At 63.2% G+C, this 16883-nt stretch carries 19 protein-coding genes; 9 read left to right on the forward strand and 10 right to left on the reverse strand.

All coding sequences use genetic code 11. From position 1 onward, the window contains the following. The first annotated feature begins 44 nt into the window (after positions 1 to 44). The 3 genes from LZ538_RS00980 (at position 45) to LZ538_RS00990 (ending at position 1929) form a co-directional block, all read left to right on the forward strand. Positions 45 to 797: an SDR family NAD(P)-dependent oxidoreductase gene (locus LZ538_RS00980; RefSeq protein WP_249830810.1), complete on the forward strand. Its 753-nt coding sequence runs from the start codon at positions 45 to 47 to the stop codon at positions 795 to 797. Between the two features lie 137 nt (positions 798 to 934). Continuing rightward, positions 935 to 1729 carry a GAF domain-containing protein gene (locus LZ538_RS00985; protein ID WP_249830136.1) on the forward strand — a complete coding sequence of 265 codons (795 nt, stop codon included), beginning with the start codon at positions 935 to 937 and terminating at the stop codon, positions 1727 to 1729. After that, a complete protein-coding gene (locus tag LZ538_RS00990; RefSeq protein ID WP_249830137.1) occupies positions 1726 to 1929 on the forward strand; it encodes a hypothetical protein in 204 nt (67 codons plus the stop codon). Before LZ538_RS00985 ends, LZ538_RS00990 begins: the two co-directional genes overlap by 4 nt. Here the strand turns inward: LZ538_RS00990 and LZ538_RS00995 are convergent. Beyond that, on the reverse strand, positions 1926 to 2885 hold the full coding sequence (locus LZ538_RS00995) for a threonine ammonia-lyase (RefSeq protein WP_249830138.1): 960 nt from the start codon (positions 2883 to 2885) through the stop codon (positions 1926 to 1928). The genes LZ538_RS00990 and LZ538_RS00995 overlap by 4 nt on opposite strands. Positions 2886 to 2927: 42 nt before the next feature. On the opposite strand from LZ538_RS00995, the gene paaZ reads away from it, so the two are divergent. Beyond that, entirely contained in the window at positions 2928 to 4946 is a 2019-nt protein-coding gene (paaZ, locus tag LZ538_RS01000) for a phenylacetic acid degradation bifunctional protein PaaZ (RefSeq protein ID WP_249830139.1), read from the forward strand. Positions 4947 to 5009: 63 nt separating this feature from the next. Then, entirely contained in the window at positions 5010 to 5438 is a 429-nt protein-coding gene (locus LZ538_RS01005) for a CBS domain-containing protein (RefSeq protein WP_249830140.1), read from the forward strand. Positions 5439 to 5441: 3 nt separating this feature from the next. Here the strand turns inward: LZ538_RS01005 and LZ538_RS01010 are convergent, their stop codons facing one another. From LZ538_RS01010 to LZ538_RS01030, 5 genes are read right to left on the reverse strand one after another with little or no spacing between them, the layout of a single operon-like run. Then, positions 5442 to 6029, reverse strand: coding sequence for a F0F1 ATP synthase subunit B family protein (locus LZ538_RS01010; RefSeq protein WP_249830141.1), 588 nt, complete (start codon positions 6027 to 6029; stop codon positions 5442 to 5444). Then, positions 6022 to 6513 (reverse strand): F0F1 ATP synthase subunit B family protein, encoded by a 492-nt coding sequence (locus tag LZ538_RS01015; protein ID WP_249830142.1) that lies wholly within the window; start codon positions 6511 to 6513, stop codon positions 6022 to 6024. Before LZ538_RS01015 ends, LZ538_RS01010 begins: the two co-directional genes overlap by 8 nt. 28 nt (positions 6514 to 6541) lie before the next feature. Beyond that, positions 6542 to 6769, reverse strand: coding sequence for a F0F1 ATP synthase subunit C (locus LZ538_RS01020; RefSeq protein ID WP_249830143.1), 228 nt, complete (start codon positions 6767 to 6769; stop codon positions 6542 to 6544). Between the two features lie 24 nt (positions 6770 to 6793). Next, on the reverse strand, positions 6794 to 7570 hold the full coding sequence (locus LZ538_RS01025) for a F0F1 ATP synthase subunit A (RefSeq protein WP_249830144.1): 777 nt from the start codon (positions 7568 to 7570) through the stop codon (positions 6794 to 6796). Between the two features lie 14 nt (positions 7571 to 7584). After that, entirely contained in the window at positions 7585 to 7926 is a 342-nt protein-coding gene (locus tag LZ538_RS01030) for an AtpZ/AtpI family protein (RefSeq protein WP_249830145.1), read from the reverse strand. 146 nt (positions 7927 to 8072) lie between these two features. Here LZ538_RS01030 and LZ538_RS01035 point away from each other — a divergent pair, with 146 nt between their 5' ends. Further along, a complete protein-coding gene (locus LZ538_RS01035; protein ID WP_249830146.1) occupies positions 8073 to 8798 on the forward strand; it encodes a PdaC/SigV domain-containing protein in 726 nt (241 codons plus the stop codon). On the opposite strand, the gene LZ538_RS01040 is transcribed toward LZ538_RS01035, so the two are convergent. From LZ538_RS01040 to LZ538_RS01050, 3 genes are read right to left on the reverse strand one after another with little or no spacing between them, the layout of a single operon-like run. Beyond that, a complete protein-coding gene (locus LZ538_RS01040) occupies positions 8786 to 9148 on the reverse strand; it encodes a YdbL family probable chaperone protein (RefSeq protein WP_249830147.1) in 363 nt (120 codons plus the stop codon). The genes LZ538_RS01035 and LZ538_RS01040 overlap by 13 nt on opposite strands. Continuing rightward, positions 9148 to 9360 carry a YnbE family lipoprotein gene (locus LZ538_RS01045; RefSeq protein WP_249830148.1) on the reverse strand — a complete coding sequence of 71 codons (213 nt, stop codon included), beginning with the start codon at positions 9358 to 9360 and terminating at the stop codon, positions 9148 to 9150. Before LZ538_RS01045 ends, LZ538_RS01040 begins: the two co-directional genes overlap by 1 nt. A gap of 4 nt (positions 9361 to 9364) precedes the next feature. After that, a complete protein-coding gene (locus LZ538_RS01050) occupies positions 9365 to 12553 on the reverse strand; it encodes an intermembrane phospholipid transport protein YdbH family protein (protein WP_249830149.1) in 3189 nt (1062 codons plus the stop codon). A 149-nt stretch (positions 12554 to 12702) separates the two neighbouring features. Between LZ538_RS01050 and radC the strand changes: the two genes are divergently transcribed. From radC to LZ538_RS01065, 3 genes are all read left to right on the forward strand, one after another. Continuing rightward, complete coding sequence (radC, locus tag LZ538_RS01055; protein WP_249830150.1) at positions 12703 to 13398, forward strand: RadC family protein; 696 nt, start codon at positions 12703 to 12705, stop codon at positions 13396 to 13398. A gap of 33 nt (positions 13399 to 13431) precedes the next feature. Then, the gene (purB, locus tag LZ538_RS01060) at positions 13432 to 14757 is read left to right on the forward strand and encodes an adenylosuccinate lyase (protein WP_249830151.1); all 1326 of its coding nucleotides are present in this window, start codon (positions 13432 to 13434) and stop codon (positions 14755 to 14757) included. 81 nt (positions 14758 to 14838) lie between these two features. Continuing rightward, positions 14839 to 15705, forward strand: coding sequence for a phytochrome family protein (locus tag LZ538_RS01065; RefSeq protein ID WP_249830152.1), 867 nt, complete (start codon positions 14839 to 14841; stop codon positions 15703 to 15705). Here LZ538_RS01065 and dnaJ read toward each other — a convergent pair whose 3' ends face one another. Next, the gene (gene dnaJ, locus LZ538_RS01070; RefSeq protein WP_249830153.1) at positions 15706 to 16827 is read right to left on the reverse strand and encodes a molecular chaperone DnaJ; all 1122 of its coding nucleotides are present in this window, start codon (positions 16825 to 16827) and stop codon (positions 15706 to 15708) included. Positions 16828 to 16883: the final 56 nt, after the last annotated feature.

The following is a 16883-nucleotide window of genomic DNA, read 5'->3' on the forward strand; positions in this document are numbered from 1 at the left end:
CTGCCGCCTACCAGTTGTTCCTGGGCATGGCTATGAGCAGCAAAATGGGCAGGCTCCAAGGCAGGATTGCGATTGTGACGGGCGCCGCCTCGGGCATCGGCAAGGCGGCGGTCGAATTGTTTCTTAGCGAAGGCGCGACGGTCGTCGGAGCGGACGTTACGGAAGGCGCCGATATGGCCTGCGACGCCGGCAGCGAGGAGCAGGTTCGAGGGCTTATCGATCGCGTAAGCAGGGATCATGGCGGGCTCGACATTTTCTTCGCCAATGCAGGAATTTCGGGAGGCTTCGCTTCAATCTCCGAGCAGACCGCCGAAGACTGGGCCGAGATTCTTCGCATCAACCTCATCGGCCCTTTTCTCGCGATAAAATATGCGGCGCCGGTCATGAAGGATCGCGGCGGAGGCTCGATTATCTGCACGGCAAGCGTTGCAGGCCTGCGCTCGGGTGCCGGCGGCGCGGCTTACTCGGCGTCCAAGGCCGGCGTCATCAATCTCGTCCAGACCGCGGCGCAACAGCTCTCCGGCACAAACATTCGCGTGAACGCCATCTGCCCGGGCTTGATCGAGACCGGAATGACGAAGCCAATCTACGACATGGCGCGCGACCGCGGCCAAGAGCATCGCATCGGAGAACTCACGCCGTTGCAGCGTGGCGGCGAACCGATCGAAATCGCCCGCGCGGCGCTGTTCCTAGCCTCCGACGAAGCCAGCTATATCAACGGCCAGGGGCTGGTCGTCGATGGAGGGCTCGCGAGCAGCCACCCGACAACTCGGCGGTTCGACATCCGGATGCTTTGAAAAGTCGCGAATGCGCCGAGGCGCGCATTAGGGTCAAACCGGATTTGGATCGGGCCCCCAGTCGAATATCGGTGGGCAAATGAGAGCGCGCGCTGCCGCGCCTTCGCTGTGCTTTGCTGAGTGGTCAGGAGAGGCCGATGCCCTTTGCCGCTGCGCTTCGAAAATCGCTGGATGACCGCGGGAGTGAGCTTGCCGCGGAGTTCATGCGCGGAGACAGCCTGGAGGAGGTGCTTAACAGGCATTTGATGACCGTCGAGCAAATGGGCGGAGATGACGTCTTCACGTGCATTCTGCTGCTGAGCCCCGACGGCAAGCGCCTATCCTATGGCGCGGCACCCACCGTTCCGGCGTCATATTGCCGTGCTTCCGAAAGCATTGAAATTGGCCCCTACGCCGGGTCTTGCGGGGCGGCCGCCTATTTGGGCCAGCCAGTATATTCGATCGACATCGCGAACGACCCGATATGGGGGGACTATCGCGAGCTTGCCCTCCAGCATGGATTCCGGTCGTGCTGGTCGACACCGATCCGTAACTCGAGCGACGCCATCATAGGCACGTTTGCGATTCTCCATCGAACCGTTGGGAAGCCAACGCGGGATGAGATTCAGGCTATCGACATGATTACCGAGCACGTCGCCGACGCGATCATGTGGTTTCGCGAGCATCACGATTTCGAGCCCGCCGCCAGACGGCGCGATCCACCGGCTCTGAGGCTGGTTTCCGACAATCAAGAATTCCGTGACCCGGCTGCTCGGCTATTGGCGCTCAGTAAAAAACTTCAGTCGAAGGCAGCCGACCTCGAACGATATGCGGATCGTTCCGACTCCGAGAGCGATGCGCGCAATCTAAGAAAAGCCGCTGAATTCAGCCGAAGGCTGGTCGACATCATCATGCGCATCAATCTCGTCAGACCGCGCGAGCCCCTCCCATGAGCACTTCCCTGGACGAACAGACGCTGGGGCATTGCCATCAAGATGCTCCCGCCGCCGAGGCCGCGGCGCTAGGCGATAAGGTGGTTGCTTTGGTTGAGCAGTTCGAAGCGGCAATCAGCGAAGGACGCGTCCCGCCTGCGTTCGCGGAGCGTCTGGGACAGCTTCGGCGAACCGCAGAAGATCTAATCGGCGCTTGCTAGGCGCTCACCAGCTCGCAGAATTTCTTGAGGTCGATGTTGCCGCCGGAGACGATGCATACAATTGGCCCGTCTCCAGCTTCCCCCGTCAACGCCGCCGCCAAAGCCAGTGCTCCTGCACCTTCGGCGATCGTCCGGGTCTTCTCGGCGATCAAACGCATCGCGTCGCGCGTCTGATCGAGCGTGACCGTGATTGACCCGTCGACCACTGGGCGCATGCGTTGCCACATCCGCTCCGTGACGCTCTTGCCGCCGGCTCCGTCGACGAAGGACGCTTCCCAATCGGAAAATTTGCGGGGCCCGCCCTCGCGCAGCGACAGAGCGTAGGGCGCTGCCGTTTCAGGCTCCGCGCCGAGCACCCGGACGTCAGGCCGCATCGCCTTGATCGCGCTTCCGACACCGCTGATCAGGCCGCCGCCGCCGATTGCCGCGATGACGGTGTGCACTTCGGGCAAGTCTTCCAATATCTCCAGCCCCATCGTGCCATGCCCGGCGATGAAGTCGTGATTGTCGAACGGGTGGATGAAGGTGCTGTCCAAGCCGGGGTGAGCATGTGCTTCCGCCGATTGCCATGCCTGCTCATAGGACACTGGAACGATGGTTGCCCCGAGCGCGCGCATTCGTTCGAGCTTCGTCTGAGGCGCGGTCTCGATCGCGACCACGCTGCTCGGAACGCCGGCTTTCCTGGCCGCATAGGCTACGCCTTGCCCGGCATTGCCTGCGCTGATGGTCCAAACGCCCCTGCCGCGCTCCTCATCCGTCAGGCTGGCGACCGCATTGGTCGCGCCCCGGATCTTGTAGGCGTTGGTCGGCTGGAGATTCTCGAGCTTGAGCCAGATCTCCGGCGCACCGGCGCCGAGCTCCAGCCGGACCAGCGGTGTCCTCAGCACGGTGCCGGCGATGCGCCCCCGGGCCTCTTCCACGTCCTGGATCGCGATTGGCCGTACCGGATCGATCATCTGCCCCTCCTGCTTGGCGCCAACTTCTTCTAAGGGGGCGTGATGAAGACTCTCAAGCTGCTAAATTATGAGCGCGACCGGTGGATCGCCGGTGACGGCGCGGTCGAAATCCCCAGCGCGATCGATGGCGCTCCAGTGGCGATCACGGGTTCGGGCGGCCTCGATTTCGGCGGCATGCTGCGCCACGCGCGCGATGTCGGTGGACAGGCGCTGCGCAAGCTCACCTTCCACGAGCGGGCCCGGATGATCAAAGCGCTCGGCCTGGCGATCATGGCCCGAAAGGAAGAGCTGTACGAGCTCAACTATCTGACCGGCGCGACGCGCAAGGATGGCTGGATCGACATCGAGGGCGGAGCAGGCACGCTATTTTCCTTTTCGTCGAAGGGACGGCGCGAGTTGCCGGACGCGCATGTGCTGCTGGACGGCCAGCTTGAAGGGCTTTCGAAGAACGGCACTTTCGTCGGCCAGCATATCTACACCTCGCTCCAGGGCGCGGCTGTCCATATCAATGCCTTCAATTTTCCCGTGTGGGGGATGCTCGAGAAGCTCGCGCCCACATTGCTCGCGGGCGTTCCGGCGATCGTGAAGCCTGCGTCAGCAACCGCCTATCTGGCGGAAGCCGCGTTCAAGATCATGATCGAGGCGAACATCCTTCCGCCCGGCGCGATCCAGCTGATCGTAGGCGGCGTGGGCGACCTGTTCGACCACCTGACCGGACAGGACGTAGTCAGCTTCACTGGCTCGGCGCACACAGCACTAAAGCTACGCACACACCCCATAGTGATGCGCGAATCCGTGAAATTCGTTGCCGAGCAGGACAGCCTCAACGCCTCGCTGCTTGGGCCGGACGCCGTGCCGGGTACGCCTGAGTTCGACCTGTTCATCAAGGAAGTCGCGACCGAGATGACGGTGAAGGCCGGTCAGAAATGCACGGCCATCCGCCGGGCGATGGCTCCCGCCCAGTGCCTAGATGCGGTTGAGCGGGCTCTCGGCGAGCGGCTCGCCAAGACGAAGGTCGGCGATCCGAGGGCCGAAGATACGCGCATGGGCGCGCTGGTCAGCCTCAGCCAGCGCGACGATGTTCGACAGAAGATCGCGGAACTGGAAGCCGCGGGAGCGCGAATCGTCGCCGGCGATCCCACCGCCGATCCGCCCATTCCAGGCGGCGCTTTCCTCCCGCCCGTCCTCCTTCGCACCGACGATCCATGGGGGACCGATGCAGTGCACGATTGCGAGCCTTTCGGGCCGGTCTCCACAATCATGCCCTACAGGGACATTGCGGACGCTATCGCCCTCGCGAACCGCGGCAAGGGAAGCCTGGCGCTTTCGCTCTTTACACATTCGTCTGAAGCAGCGCGCGAGTTCGTTCAGGGTGCAGCCGCCTATCACGGCCGCATGCTTGTCATCGACCGAACGAATGCCGCCGAATCCACCGGTCATGGCTCGCCTCTTCCAGTCCTCGTGCATGGCGGCCCGGGGCGTGCCGGCGGAAGCGAGGAGATGGGCGGCGTTCGCGGCGTGAAGCATTACATGCAGCGCACGGCGATCCAGTCATCGCCGACGATGATCGCGGCCATCACCGAGCAATATATTCCCGGCGGACCGAAGCATGTGATCAAGGGCCACCCGTTCCGGCGCAAGATGAGCGAGCTCGCGATCGGCGACACGCTTAGGACCGGCAGCCGGACCGTCACGCTTGAGGACATCGAGCATTTCGCCGAGTTCACCGGTGACAAATTCTATGCGCACATGGATGAGGAAGCGGCCAAGGCTTCGCCGATCTTCGAAGGTCGCGTCGCCCACGGGTACCTGATCCTGAGCTTCGCCGCGGGCCTGTTCGTCGACCCCGATCCGGGTCCAGTTCTTGCGAATAACGGCCTTGAGAATCTGCGGTTCCTGACGCCGCTCTATCCCGGAGATTCGATGCGCGTGGAGCTGACCGTCAGGTCCAAATCGCTGAAGAGCGAGGATACAGGTGTCGTCCGTTGGGCGGTCGAGATCTTCAATCAGCATGACGAACTCGTCGCGACCTACGACCTCCTGACCGAGAACACGCCCTAGGCGCCGCAACCCGCAGCCTGAGCCGTTCGTTTTCGCGGTCGACATTCTAGAGGGAGCTCAACCATGAAGATCAGCGAAGTGATGACTCGCGAGGTGCAGACGATCCAGCCGGACCAGCCCGTGCAGGAGGCCGCATCGTTCATGCTGACTGCGGATGCGGGCTCTATCCCCGTAACCGATGGCGAGCGGTTAGTCGGGATGATCACCGACCGCGACATAGCCGTCCGCGGAATTGCCAAGGGCCATGGCCCCGATACCCCTGTTCGCGAGCTGATGACGAACGACATCATTTGTGCGCGGATCGATCAGGACATCGAGGAAGTGGCGACAAAGATGAGCCAGGCCCAAGTGCGCCGCCTGCCCGTCATTGACGAACAGGACCGGCTGTGCGGCATCGTGAGCCTTGGCGATCTCGCTCGGGAAACGAGCGATGACAGCGCGCAGCAGGCATTGGAAGGCGTGGTGCAGCCGGGCGGCGAGCACCGGCAATAAGGCTTAGCGCGACGCGATTTCCTTGATCGCCTGATCGACTAGCTTTTCGTCCGTCTTGGCGTCGTGGCGCTCGGCGATCAGCCGGGCGGCTGCGCGGGTGGCCGCAGTGGCCGCGGCGGCACGAAGCTCTTCGATCGCCTGCCGCTCCTCGGCGGCGATCTTGTCCTCGGCCATGCGCGTGCGCCGCTCAATCAGGGCTTCGGCGTCCACCTTGGCCTTTGCGACGATCTCATCCGCTTCATGCCGGGCGCGCTCGAGAAGCGCTTCCCGATCCTTGTCGCTCGAAGCAGATTTTGCCTCATACTCGGCCTTCAACGCTTCCGCTTCCTTGCGGAGCGTCTCAGCCTCCGCGAGCTGGTCACGGATGAGTGCAATCTTGCTGTCCAGCGCCCGTGCAACCGCGCCGGGCACCTTCTTCCAGATCAGGATCGCGAACACGGCGAGGATCGCCAGTGCGATGAACGCCGGCGCGGTCAGACCGAAGGCGGTCGGCTCGGCATGAGCGCCACCGGCGTCGTGCTGCACGCTCGCGACGGCTCCGGGATGCTCGGCCGGCTGACCCGGATCCTGCGGCTGCTGGGATTCAGACATTCAACTCTGCCTTGACCGCGGCGGCGGCCTCTTTCTCGTTGACCGTAATGCCGGTGAGCCGGGCGACCATGTCCTGCGTCGCGTCCGCCGCAACCGTCTCGATCTCTTTCCGCGCTGAGGTGACCGCTTCGCGAATCTGCTTGGCGGCGGCTTCAACCCTCAGACTGATCTTGTCGGCGGCGCCCCGGACCTGCGCTTCCGTGTCGCGGGAGCTTTCCTGCCGCGCGTCCTGCGCCAGCTTGGCGGCCTCGGCTCGCGCCGCATCCATGCGGGCGCGCCAGGCTGCCTCGGTCTCCTCGGCCTCCGCACGGGCCGACTTGGCCCGCTCGAGATCCTCAGCGATCTTCTGTTCGCGGGCCTCCACCGTCGACTGGATCTTCGGCAGCATGCCTCGGCCAATGCCGAAGAAGATGATGCCGAACACGATCGCCAGCCAGAACAGCTGCGAGCTGAAGATGAACGGAAGTTGCTCGATCTGAGGCATTAGGGTCCCCGGCGTGCGCCGTTAGCGATTAACGCGCGTAGAGAATGATCATCGCAACGGCGAACGCGATCAGTCCGAGAAGCTCGGCGGCCGCGAAGCCGATGAACAGACGGCCCTGCTGGCTGTCTGCAGCCGCGGGATTGCGCAGCGCGCTCTCGAGGAACGAGCCGAACACGTTGCCAACGCCGACGGCCGCGGCGCCAACGCCGATTGCCGCGAGACCGGCACCGATGACCTGTGCGGAAGCGAAATCCATGTGAAAACTCCTTGGTTTTGAACTCTAGTGAAGATTGATTGCGTCGTTGAGGTATAGCGTCGTCAATAGGGCAAACACGTAGGCCTGGATGGCGCAAACCAGCAGTTCGAGCGCCACGACACCGACAATGAACAGGAAGCTGAGAGCGCCTACTCCCCAGCCGAGTGCGCCGCCGTTGAGGCCGCTAACGATGAAGCTTCCGAAGACCTCCATCAGGATATGGCCGGCGATCATCGCCACGAACAGCCGGAGGCCGAGGCTGAAAGGCCGCACCATGAACGAGATGAACTCGATCGATGCGATGAGCGGGATCATCACCTTCGGCGTGCCGTGCGGCACGAACAACGAGAAGAAGTGCAGGCCATGCCGCCAGAAGCCGACGATCAGGACGATCGAGAAGCTGAGCACCGCCAGAACCCCGGTAATCGAGAAATGGCTGGTCGTGGTGAAAGCATGGAGGCCAGGGATGATCGCGAGTGGCATGAGGCCCAGCAGGTTCGCGACCAGAATGAAGGTGAACAGCGAGAAGATGTAGGGAACGAACTTCTTGCCCTGAGGCCCGATGTTCACGCGCACCATATCGTCGATGAATCCCGTGAGGCCCTCCACGGCCATCTGCCAGCGGCCGGGCACGAGCTGGCGCTTCATGCCCAGCGCCATGAATCCGAAGATCAGCGCGAGAGCGACGAGCATCCACAGCGAGCTCGTCGTGAAGCTGACATCCACGCCGCCGATCTTCAGCGGAGCCAGCGGCTCCACCGTGAACTGGTGCATCGGATCGATCTTGCCTTCGGCCGCCACGCTTTCGCTACCTTCTACTCAGTGCCCGGAGGCGTCCGGGTCTTGGTGATCCGCATGATGTTCCGCACGCCAACGCCGAATCCGAAGAACAGCATCAGCAGCGTCAGCAGGGGGAACGTCCGATGACCCGTCAAACCGACGAGACTGTCCAAACCCCATCCGATCACGGCGCCGCCGACGGGAGCGCCGATCAGGTGACCGAAGGCCTGCTGCGCGATCCGGGTTCCCGGATCTGGCCGCGTCACTCCGGTTCGCTTCGCCTCTACCTGCTGCAAACGCTCGAGCCGCTGATCGAGCGATTCGAGCCGTGCATCTGGTGGAAGCTTCGGAACCTCTTCGGACTCGTCCTCTGCCATGAATCTCCCCTGTGCGTCGCCCCGCCTTGAAAGTGGGGTCGGGCATGGGCGAAGAACATGGCGGCGAACCAGCCCGCCAAGGCGCGGACCCTTTATGAACGGGGCCGAGGATAGTCAACCGCGAGCATAGATTATAAACCTGCGGCATGCGGCGGGTCGCCTGGATACTGCTTGTGGCGATGGTTTCAGCAACCAGCCTTGCTGCGCCCGCGAAGGTGGAGCGCAACAGCAAGGCCCTGGAGTTCAGCTACGAATGGCCCGCGGAAGCGGCCGCCATCCCTGCTCTGAGCAAACGCTTCCGGGGCGATCTCGACCGAGCGTTTCGACGCGCGAGCGCCGACGCGCGCGATGATCAGAAGCTGGCGGAAGAACAGAAGCGCGACTTCAATCCCCACTTTTACTCAATGAACTGGACGACCTCGGGGCAAAGCGCGAGCCTATTGTCCCTGGAGAGCGGCCTGGGAGTCTTCACCGGCGGCGCGCATCCGAATGCCGTTTACGGCGCGTTGCTGTGGGACCGTCGGCTGCGCCGCGAGATCAAGTTCGGCGATCAGTTCCTACAGCCAGGCGCTTTCGCCACGCTCACCCGAACGGCTTATTGCAAGAAGCTGGACGCCGAGCGGCTGAAGCGCCGCGAAGGCGAGAAGCTGGGCGGTGAATTCGACAAATGCCCGCCTTTCTCCGACCTAGCGATTGCTCCGGCGGACAGCGATAAGGACGGCCGCTTCGACATCATTCGTTTCACCGCCTCGCCCTACACCGCGGGACCCTATGCCGAAGGCGAATATGTTCTCGAGCTTCCCATGACGCGGCAGCTAATGGCGGCGATCAAGCCGGTCTACCGATCTTCATACGAGCCTCAGCGACAATAGTCGGGGACGGTAGCGGCCTGCCCCGCCGCGCGGCGCCTCCATGCACCGTCCGCCAGCATATAGGCCTGCCCCACGCCCACCCGCGCGAGGAGCTGGCAACCGGCCGTGATTCCGACATCCTCTGGGCTCGCACCCTTGCTCGTCGCCAGGTTGCTGTAGAGCTTCCGGCGCTGGATATTGATGGACGCCACCTGGCTTCGCACTGCGGACGAGACCGGCGCAGCTACCCCCAGATAACCGTCGTATCGCTCGCCGACGGCGCCTGTGGCGCGCGCAGCATCCACGGCAGGCGTTTGCGCCGCGGCTCCCGACGCAAGCAATATTGCCGCCATAAGGAAGAGTCGCTTCATCACTGCTTCGGTGGGGTTTGAGGAAAGGCCTGCGGATTCTGGTTGATCAGCTGCTCAACGTCGCGCTGCAGCCGTACCAGCACTTCCTGCCGAATGGTCACGTTGAGGTTGATCTCGATCGGCTTGTCGGGCGGGCTCACGGAGATGCAGCCACCGAGCGGCGTTGCAAGCGCCGCCGCGGCGACAAGTCGGATGGTTGGGGTGCGCGTCATGTCTTCATCTCTCGGTTGGGGGTGGAGCGACATTGACCTGCTGGTCAGGCGGAGTTTGCGTCTGGCTGTGCTGTTCCTCGACGCGGCGAACTTCGGTGACGATGCCGGGCACGTCGTCCAGCGGGCGCGGCAATACGTCGCTGATGACCTGCCGTGGATCGCGGAATGCCTTGGCCGTCGCAATCAGCGCGCGGAACGGCCCGGTGATGTTCACATTCATCTTCAGCGGAATCTTGGCGAGCAGGCCACGGATGATCCGCTGCGTGCTGGTCTGCCCCAGGCCGACGCCGTCGATCGACAGGCGCGCAGCGAACTCGCCGGCGAGGTCGCCGTCCAGACGAACGACCATCGACTTGAAGCGCAGGTCACGAAGGGCATCGAAGGCGATCCCGCCCATCATCCCGAGGTTCGCCTTGTTGACCACCCCATTGTAGGCGAGCGAGCCTCCGCCCGGTCGCGAATCCAGGCGCCCTCCGACAATGCGCCCTCCGTTTTCATCGAAGATCATCGGGAGCACACCGTCGAAAACGCCGGTGGCATTCAGCTCCTGGAAGCCCAGGGTTTCGACGAATACTTTCGCATCGAGGCCGACGACTTCAAACGTCAGTCGCTTGGCGGTCGGACGAGCAAAATTAAGCACCGTTTCGTGCAGGATGAGTCGGCCGCCCATGAACGGCCACTCCCCGCGTTCGATCTTCACCAGCTGATTGGGAAGGATCTGGTAGCGGATCACCCCATTCTCGACGAGGATGCCGGGGTTGACCGACGCGATCGTAGCCGTCTGCCCGGGCGCGGTCGCCATCGCGAGCAAGTCGGTGAAGTGGATATTGGTCGACAGCCCGGTGACGGGACCAAATGGTGCGGCCAAGTCCATGTTTGCGATGGAGAAATCGCCGGTCGAAGTCACTTTCTGACCGGCCCAGTCGATCCGCCCCTGGCCACTGACGGTGCCCATGACGAGGGCGAGAATGCCTTCCGTAAGGTGCGTCAGTTCCTGTGGCTGGAGCTCGGGACCGAATTGGATTCCTGGCACGTCGAGGTTTGCATGCCCGACGCCGGTCGAAAGGCGATGTTCGATCGACACGTCGGTGACCAATGTGCCTGAGGCGGGATGACGGAGCGCTCCCGTTGCTCGGACATAATCGCCGCCTACGGTCAGTTTCACATTGTCGCTGCGCAGCGGATAAAAGCGCGGGGGACTCTCTGCGCGATCCGACACCATCATTCCACCGGTGACGAGCAGACCGCCGTTTCGAACGCGCCAATCGCCGCTCGCCTCGCTCAGAAGGAGAGGAACGCTGCCGATGGTCGCGCGAGCACCGCTGAACTTGCCGCCCGTTCCACCGCCGGCGAAACTGCCCGTAAGCCGCGACGCGTCGAAAACGATCGGAGATTCTGATCGGCCGAGCCGCAGCCCAACTTGGTTGAACGCGAAGCTCTCGCCAGTCAGCCGCCCGCCCGTGGACGAAACCCGCAATGGAGATGATCCCAGGCGACCGTTAAGGACGGTTGCGTTCACGCGCGCATTTGCCTGGCCGCCGCCGCCTGGCGACTTGGAGATGATCGCGGAACCCGCAGGACAGACTGGGAGACGCGCAGCGCCTAGCTGCAAGGCGCTCAACTGCAGATAATTCCAGCTGACTACGGCGCACGAAGTGCCGAACGCGAAGCTTCCTCCACGACCGATGCGTCCCTGGATCGGCACGCGAAGCGCCTGAACGCGCCCGTCCGGGAACGGCCCGTCAAGTTGAGCCGATGTGCTGATCGCGGTGGTTCCCCCGGGCCCAGGACCGAAGCGGATCGGGGTCATGGCGAGCCGCGAACCGCCGACCGTATATGGGGCCAGCTCTGCAACACCACTCATCGGTGCGCCGATGCGCGGCTGCCGTAAGCTCACGCGTCCGGTCGGCAGGCCTCCGCCGGCCATCTCTATGTTCCCGTCAATGCGCAGCGCGGAAGCGGGCCAGTAATAAGTCACCCCGGTGCCTCCGGAAACGCGCGCGCGAGCTCCCGACGGAGCGCGTATGTCCGTACTTTGGATCCGCGCTGCCCCGCCCCCTGGGAAGTTCACGATCCGGATCTCGCCGGCCGCGTCGAAATTATACGCCGTCCGCCGGATGGCGTTGCCGATTGCACCGGCAATCGGACCCAGCGGCGTGCCTGCGGCAGCCGCAAGCGGCTGGGTGACGCCCGCGAGCATCGAGGGATCGAGCTTGGCGCTATCGGCCGCGTAGTCGCCGATGAGTGCGAAAGTGCCCTTCTGCAGACCGAGGTGATAATCGCCTTCCAGGCGTGTGCGGTCGGCGTAGATGGTCCCTAGCCTGGACCTTTGTGCCGACAGGCGGACCGTCCCGTCCACTTTTGCGAGCGAACCACCGTAAGTGAGATCGCCGACGAAGGCTGCGAGGCCGTTGGCTCCGGCGACAAGGGACTGGATCGCCATGCGGCCGCGGCCATTCACGCTTGTGAATGACTCATTGAAGCTGGCATCGGCGTCGAAGTGCGGCGCAATGGCTTCGAAACGACTTGCCGGACAGGCGAAGCGGTCAAGGACGACGGGTCCTTCGACGTGGGGCCGGCGGGCCACGACCGCGACCGCGAGATTGGCGCTGAGCGCGGTTGCCGCGCAGCGGCCCGGAACCAGGCGCGGGCTGCGAAGCGCAGCGCGTCCCTTAAAGCCGCCGCTGAGCATGCCGTTCCCTTCAAGCGCAACGCCAACGGGCCCGAATGGGGTCGCAAGCGCAATGCTGCTATCGGCGATGTCGAGAGCGACGTTCGGAAGCTCGAACGGCTTGTTGCTTGGAGGCGGAAGAAGCTTGTCCACCTGGCCCCAAGTGACGCGGCCGTTCACGAGCCTGCCTCGCAGCCTGACTCCGCGGGCCACCACCCGGTAGACCTCAAAGCCGCCGTTCCACTTCAGCCGCATCTGGATCTGCGCATAGCGCGCGACGAGGTCTGGCCGTTTCGGGTCGCCGATCACGAGATTGCTGACTTGCTGAGTCCGGAACCCGACCCGGTCGAGATGATAATTGGCCGTGACACCCCGGCGCTCGAACTCTCGTTTCAGGAACTCTGTGGCGATCGGGCGCCGCTGGATCCAGACCAGTGCGATCACGACAACGAGCAACAGGAGGAAGCCGAGCGCGATTATTCCGGCGATACGCCCGAAGGGGCGTCGCCGAATCACGGTCATCTGCTGCGCGCTTTCTGCCTCCGCCATCGGCGGTTACTAACCCATGCCAGCCACGACCGTTCCAGAAGCGGCATGATCGCGCAGTTGCAAGTGGGTGGGATGCTGTGGTTGAGTGAGCGTGCTCGGATGGTCGCCAAAAAGGAGCGGCATTGGACGAGCTTGCCACCAAAAGTGATGATCGAGACGGACTTGGACATCGAGCACGCCTGCGAAAGCGGCTGCTCGATACGGGGCCGGCCGGTTTCCACGACTACGAGCTTATTGAGTATCTTCTTGGGCTGACCATTCTGCGGGTCGACACCAAACCACTCGCGAAACGGCTAATCGACGATTTCGGAGGAATTGGCGCCTTGCTGGGCGCGAGCGTCGAAACCCTTAGGCGCGAAGGCATCACGGATCCCACGATCGCAGCGCTCAAGATTGCGGAGGCGACGGCTTTGCGGTTGCTTGAGGCGCGCATCCAGGGACAGCCGGTGCTGTCGAGCTGGGAGGCGCTTGGCGATTACCTGCACGCTGTCATGGCTTACTCCCGCGTCGAGCAGGTTCGGGTGCTCTTCCTCAATGCGAAGAACATGCTGATCGCGAATGAAGCCTTGTGGGACGGCTCCGTCGACGAAGCATCGGTCCACGTCCGTGAGGTCATGGCGCGAGCAATTGCGCTCGGCGCTACCGCGCTGATCATTGTCCACAATCACCCGAGCGGCGATCCCAGTCCATCCCAGCAGGACATTCGTCTGACGCGCGATCTCGTTGAAGCGGGACGCCACATGAAGATCGTTGTTCACGACCACGTCATTGTCGGTGCTCAAGGCCGCACCAGCTTGCGTGCGATGGGGCTGATTTGAAGCATCGCGACGGCTCTGCTAGCCGCCCCGGCCATGGTTCCCCGTTATTCACGCCCTGAGATGACGGCCATCTGGGCCGCCGAAAATCGCTATCGCATCTGGTGGCAGATCGAAGTCTTCGCCGCAGAAGCGATGGGCAAGATAGGAATGATCCCCGCTGAGGACGCGAAGACGATCCGCGGCGCTTACGATCGCGATGCGCTGGGCGAGATCGATATCGATGCGATCGATGCCATCGAGGCTGTGACCAAGCATGACGTCATCGCCTTCCTGACCTGGGCCGGCGAGAAGCTGGGACCCGAGAAGCGCTGGCTTCACCAAGGCATGACCAGCTCAGACGTGCTCGACACGGCGCTGGCGGTTCAGCTGAAACAGGCGGCCGATCTGCTGATCCGCGACCTCGACGAACTGCTGAAAGTTCTAAAGCGCCGTGCACTAGAGCATAAACTCACTCCGACGATCGGCCGAAGCCACGGCATTCATGCAGAGCCCGTCACATTCGGCCTCAAGCTCGTCCAGGCCTATGCCGAGTTCGCACGCAACCGCGAGCGGCTGGCGGCGGCACGGGAGCAGATCGCGACCTGCGCCATTTCAGGCGCGGTCGGCACTTTTGCGAACATCGATCCGCGTGTTGAGGAGCATGTCGCGGCTGAACTCGGCCTCACGCCCGAGCCAGTCTCGACCCAAGTTATCCCGCGCGACCGTCACGCCATGTTCTTTGCCACCCTTGGGGTGATTGCTTCCTCGATCGAGCGCTTGGCGACGGAAATCCGCCACCTTCAGCGGACCGAAGTTCTCGAGGCAGAAGAATATTTCTCGCCTGGCCAAAAAGGCAGCTCGGCGATGCCCCACAAGCGCAATCCGGTGTTGACCGAGAATCTAACGGGTCTCGCGCGCGTGGTGCGATCTGCGATCACGCCGGCGATGGAAGATGTGGCGCTGTGGCACGAGCGCGATATCTCGCACTCGTCGGTCGAGCGCTTCATCGGCCCCGACGCAACGATCACCCTCGATTTTGCGCTGGCAAGGCTAACCGCCGTCGTCGACAAGCTGGTCGTCTATCCGGAGCGCATGCAGAAAAATCTCGACCGGATGGGCGGGCTTGTCCATTCGCAGCGCGTTCTCCTTGCACTGACCCAGGCCGGTCTCAGCCGCGAGGAAAGTTATGCGCTCGTCCAGCGCAACGCGATGAAGGTCTGGGAATCGGACGGGCAGCTTTCGCTTCTCGACCTGCTCAAGGCTGATCCGGATGTTTCAGGCCGGTTGACCGACGACGATCTCAGCGCCCTGTTCAACCTCGATTATCATCTGAAGCACGTTGATACGATTTTCGACCGGGTGCTCGGCACGCACGCTTAAACGCTTCGGTGCGAAGCAATTTTGAGGTGCGGCGCTTGGTTCCCCCCGCTATGGTTTGAGCGGATCGGAGTCCGGGGGCCGATGGAAACTATTCACGACATGCGCTTGGATCAGACAACGGATAGCGTCGCTGCCGAGATGCCGGGCATTCAATCAGGGGCGTATCTGCTGGAACTCTCGCTCGACTGGATCGTGTTGCGGGCGTCCGAAAACGCGCATCATCTTCTCGGCGAATCCCACGTTACCTTGGTCGACGAGCCGCTCGGACGGTTCGTCCAAGCTGAACCGCTCCACGATCTGCGCAATCTGTTCTCGCGACTAAGCGGGACGACGGGGATCGCGCGTGCGTATCGCGTGCGTCTCACCAATGATCCCGACCTGTTCGATATCGCATTCCATTTGGCCCATGGACGGGTCCTGCTGGAAGCAGTGCCGAGCGCCCGGCAGGGCGTTGGTGAAGCCTTCGGCACGGTCGGGGGCCTGATCGCCGGTCTTGAAGGGACCAGCGGAGATGCGTTGCTGGAAGGCGGTGCACGCAGGATGCGTGCGCTCACCGGTTATGATCGTGTCACCTTGACCCTTGGCGGAGAGCGGATCGAGAGCAGCCGGGGTGCGCTTCAAATGGGCTCGCACGATATCGACGGTTTACCCACGATCGTCTCGGATGCATCTGCCGGAAGTGTCGGCGTTTTTCCGCGCGATGCAGAAGAAAGCTCCGCCGAGGAAGCGCTCTTGCGCGGGCTGACACAAGATCAGGCGAAGCGATTGGCGGATAGCGGCGTGCGGGCGGTCCTGCGGGTGCCCTTCACTTGCGACGGCGAGTCTGGAGAGTTCGTCTGCGAAAGCCGGTCGCCCCGGCCCGTAAATTTCGAGGTTCATGCCGCGGCCGAGCTGCTTGCGCAGATGTTCGCCATGACGCTCAGGATCGACGCTCTGAATAACGGCTGATCAGCCGCCGAACATGTCCCGCACACGGGTGAAGAACCCTTTGGCGGCTGGGCATTCGTCACCGGTTTCGGTTTCGCGGAACTCTTCGAGAAGCTTCTTTTGCTTCGCGCTCATGCGCGTAGGCGTCTCGACAAGAATGCGAGCGACGAGGTCGCCACGGCCGCGGCCGTTGAGAATGCTCATGCCGCCGCCGCGATGCCGCAGCTGCTCGCCTGACTGTATCCCACTGGGAATTTTGATCTCGACCTTTTGCCCATCGATGCCGGGGAGATTGATTGCGCCGCCTAACGCCGCAGTCGTGAAGCTGATGGGGCATTCCGCAACAAGCGTGGTCCCATCGCGCTCGTAGAGCGGATGCCGCTTCATGTGCACGAAAATGTAAAGGTCGCCGCGCGCAGCGCCTCGAACGCCGGCCTCGCCTTCGCCGGTGACGCGGATGCGCGTGCCTTCATCCACGCCTGCAGGGATTTTCACGGACAGCTTTCGCTGTGTGAGAGCGCGGCCCTCCCCATGGCAGGTCCGGCACGGATCGGTGATCACTTCGCCGCTGCCGCGGCAGGTGGGACAGCCGCGTTCGACGACGAAGAAGCCCTGCTGCGCCCGCACTTTGCCGGCGCCATTGCAAGTCTGACAGGTGTTCGCGCAGCGGTCGAGCCGCGTGCAGCCGCGGCCGTCGCACGTCTCGCAAGTCGCGAGCGCTTCGATTGTGATTGTCTTTTCGGTCCCGCCGAACGCCTGTTCGAGAGTCAGCTCCAGGTCGTAGCGAAGGTCCGCGCCCCGCGCAGCGTTCTGCCGCTGACCACGCGGGTCCATGAACTCGCCGAAAATCGTCGAGAAGATGTCGGAAAAGCCATTGAAACCGCCTTCAGCGAAAGGATCGTGCCCGCCGCCGTTGCGGAACGCATCCTTGCCGAAGCGATCGTAGGCGGCGCGCTTCTGCGGATCCTTCAGGACGTCATAAGCTTCGCTGACCGCCTTGAAGCGGGCTTCCTGGTCCGGACAGCCCCCATGACGATCGGGATGGCACTCCTTCGCCATCTTCCGATAGGCAGCCTTGATCGCTGCATCGTCCGCGCCGCGCGGAACACCCAGCAATTCGTAATAGTCCTGCTCGACCATCACGCCTCCCCGCTACGCAACTCGCGGCGCCGGACCCCTTCGAAGTACCGGCGCCGCCA

Source organism: Sphingomonas hankyongi, assembly GCF_023516575.1.
Taxonomy (GTDB): domain Bacteria; phylum Pseudomonadota; class Alphaproteobacteria; order Sphingomonadales; family Sphingomonadaceae; genus Sphingomicrobium; species Sphingomicrobium hankyongi.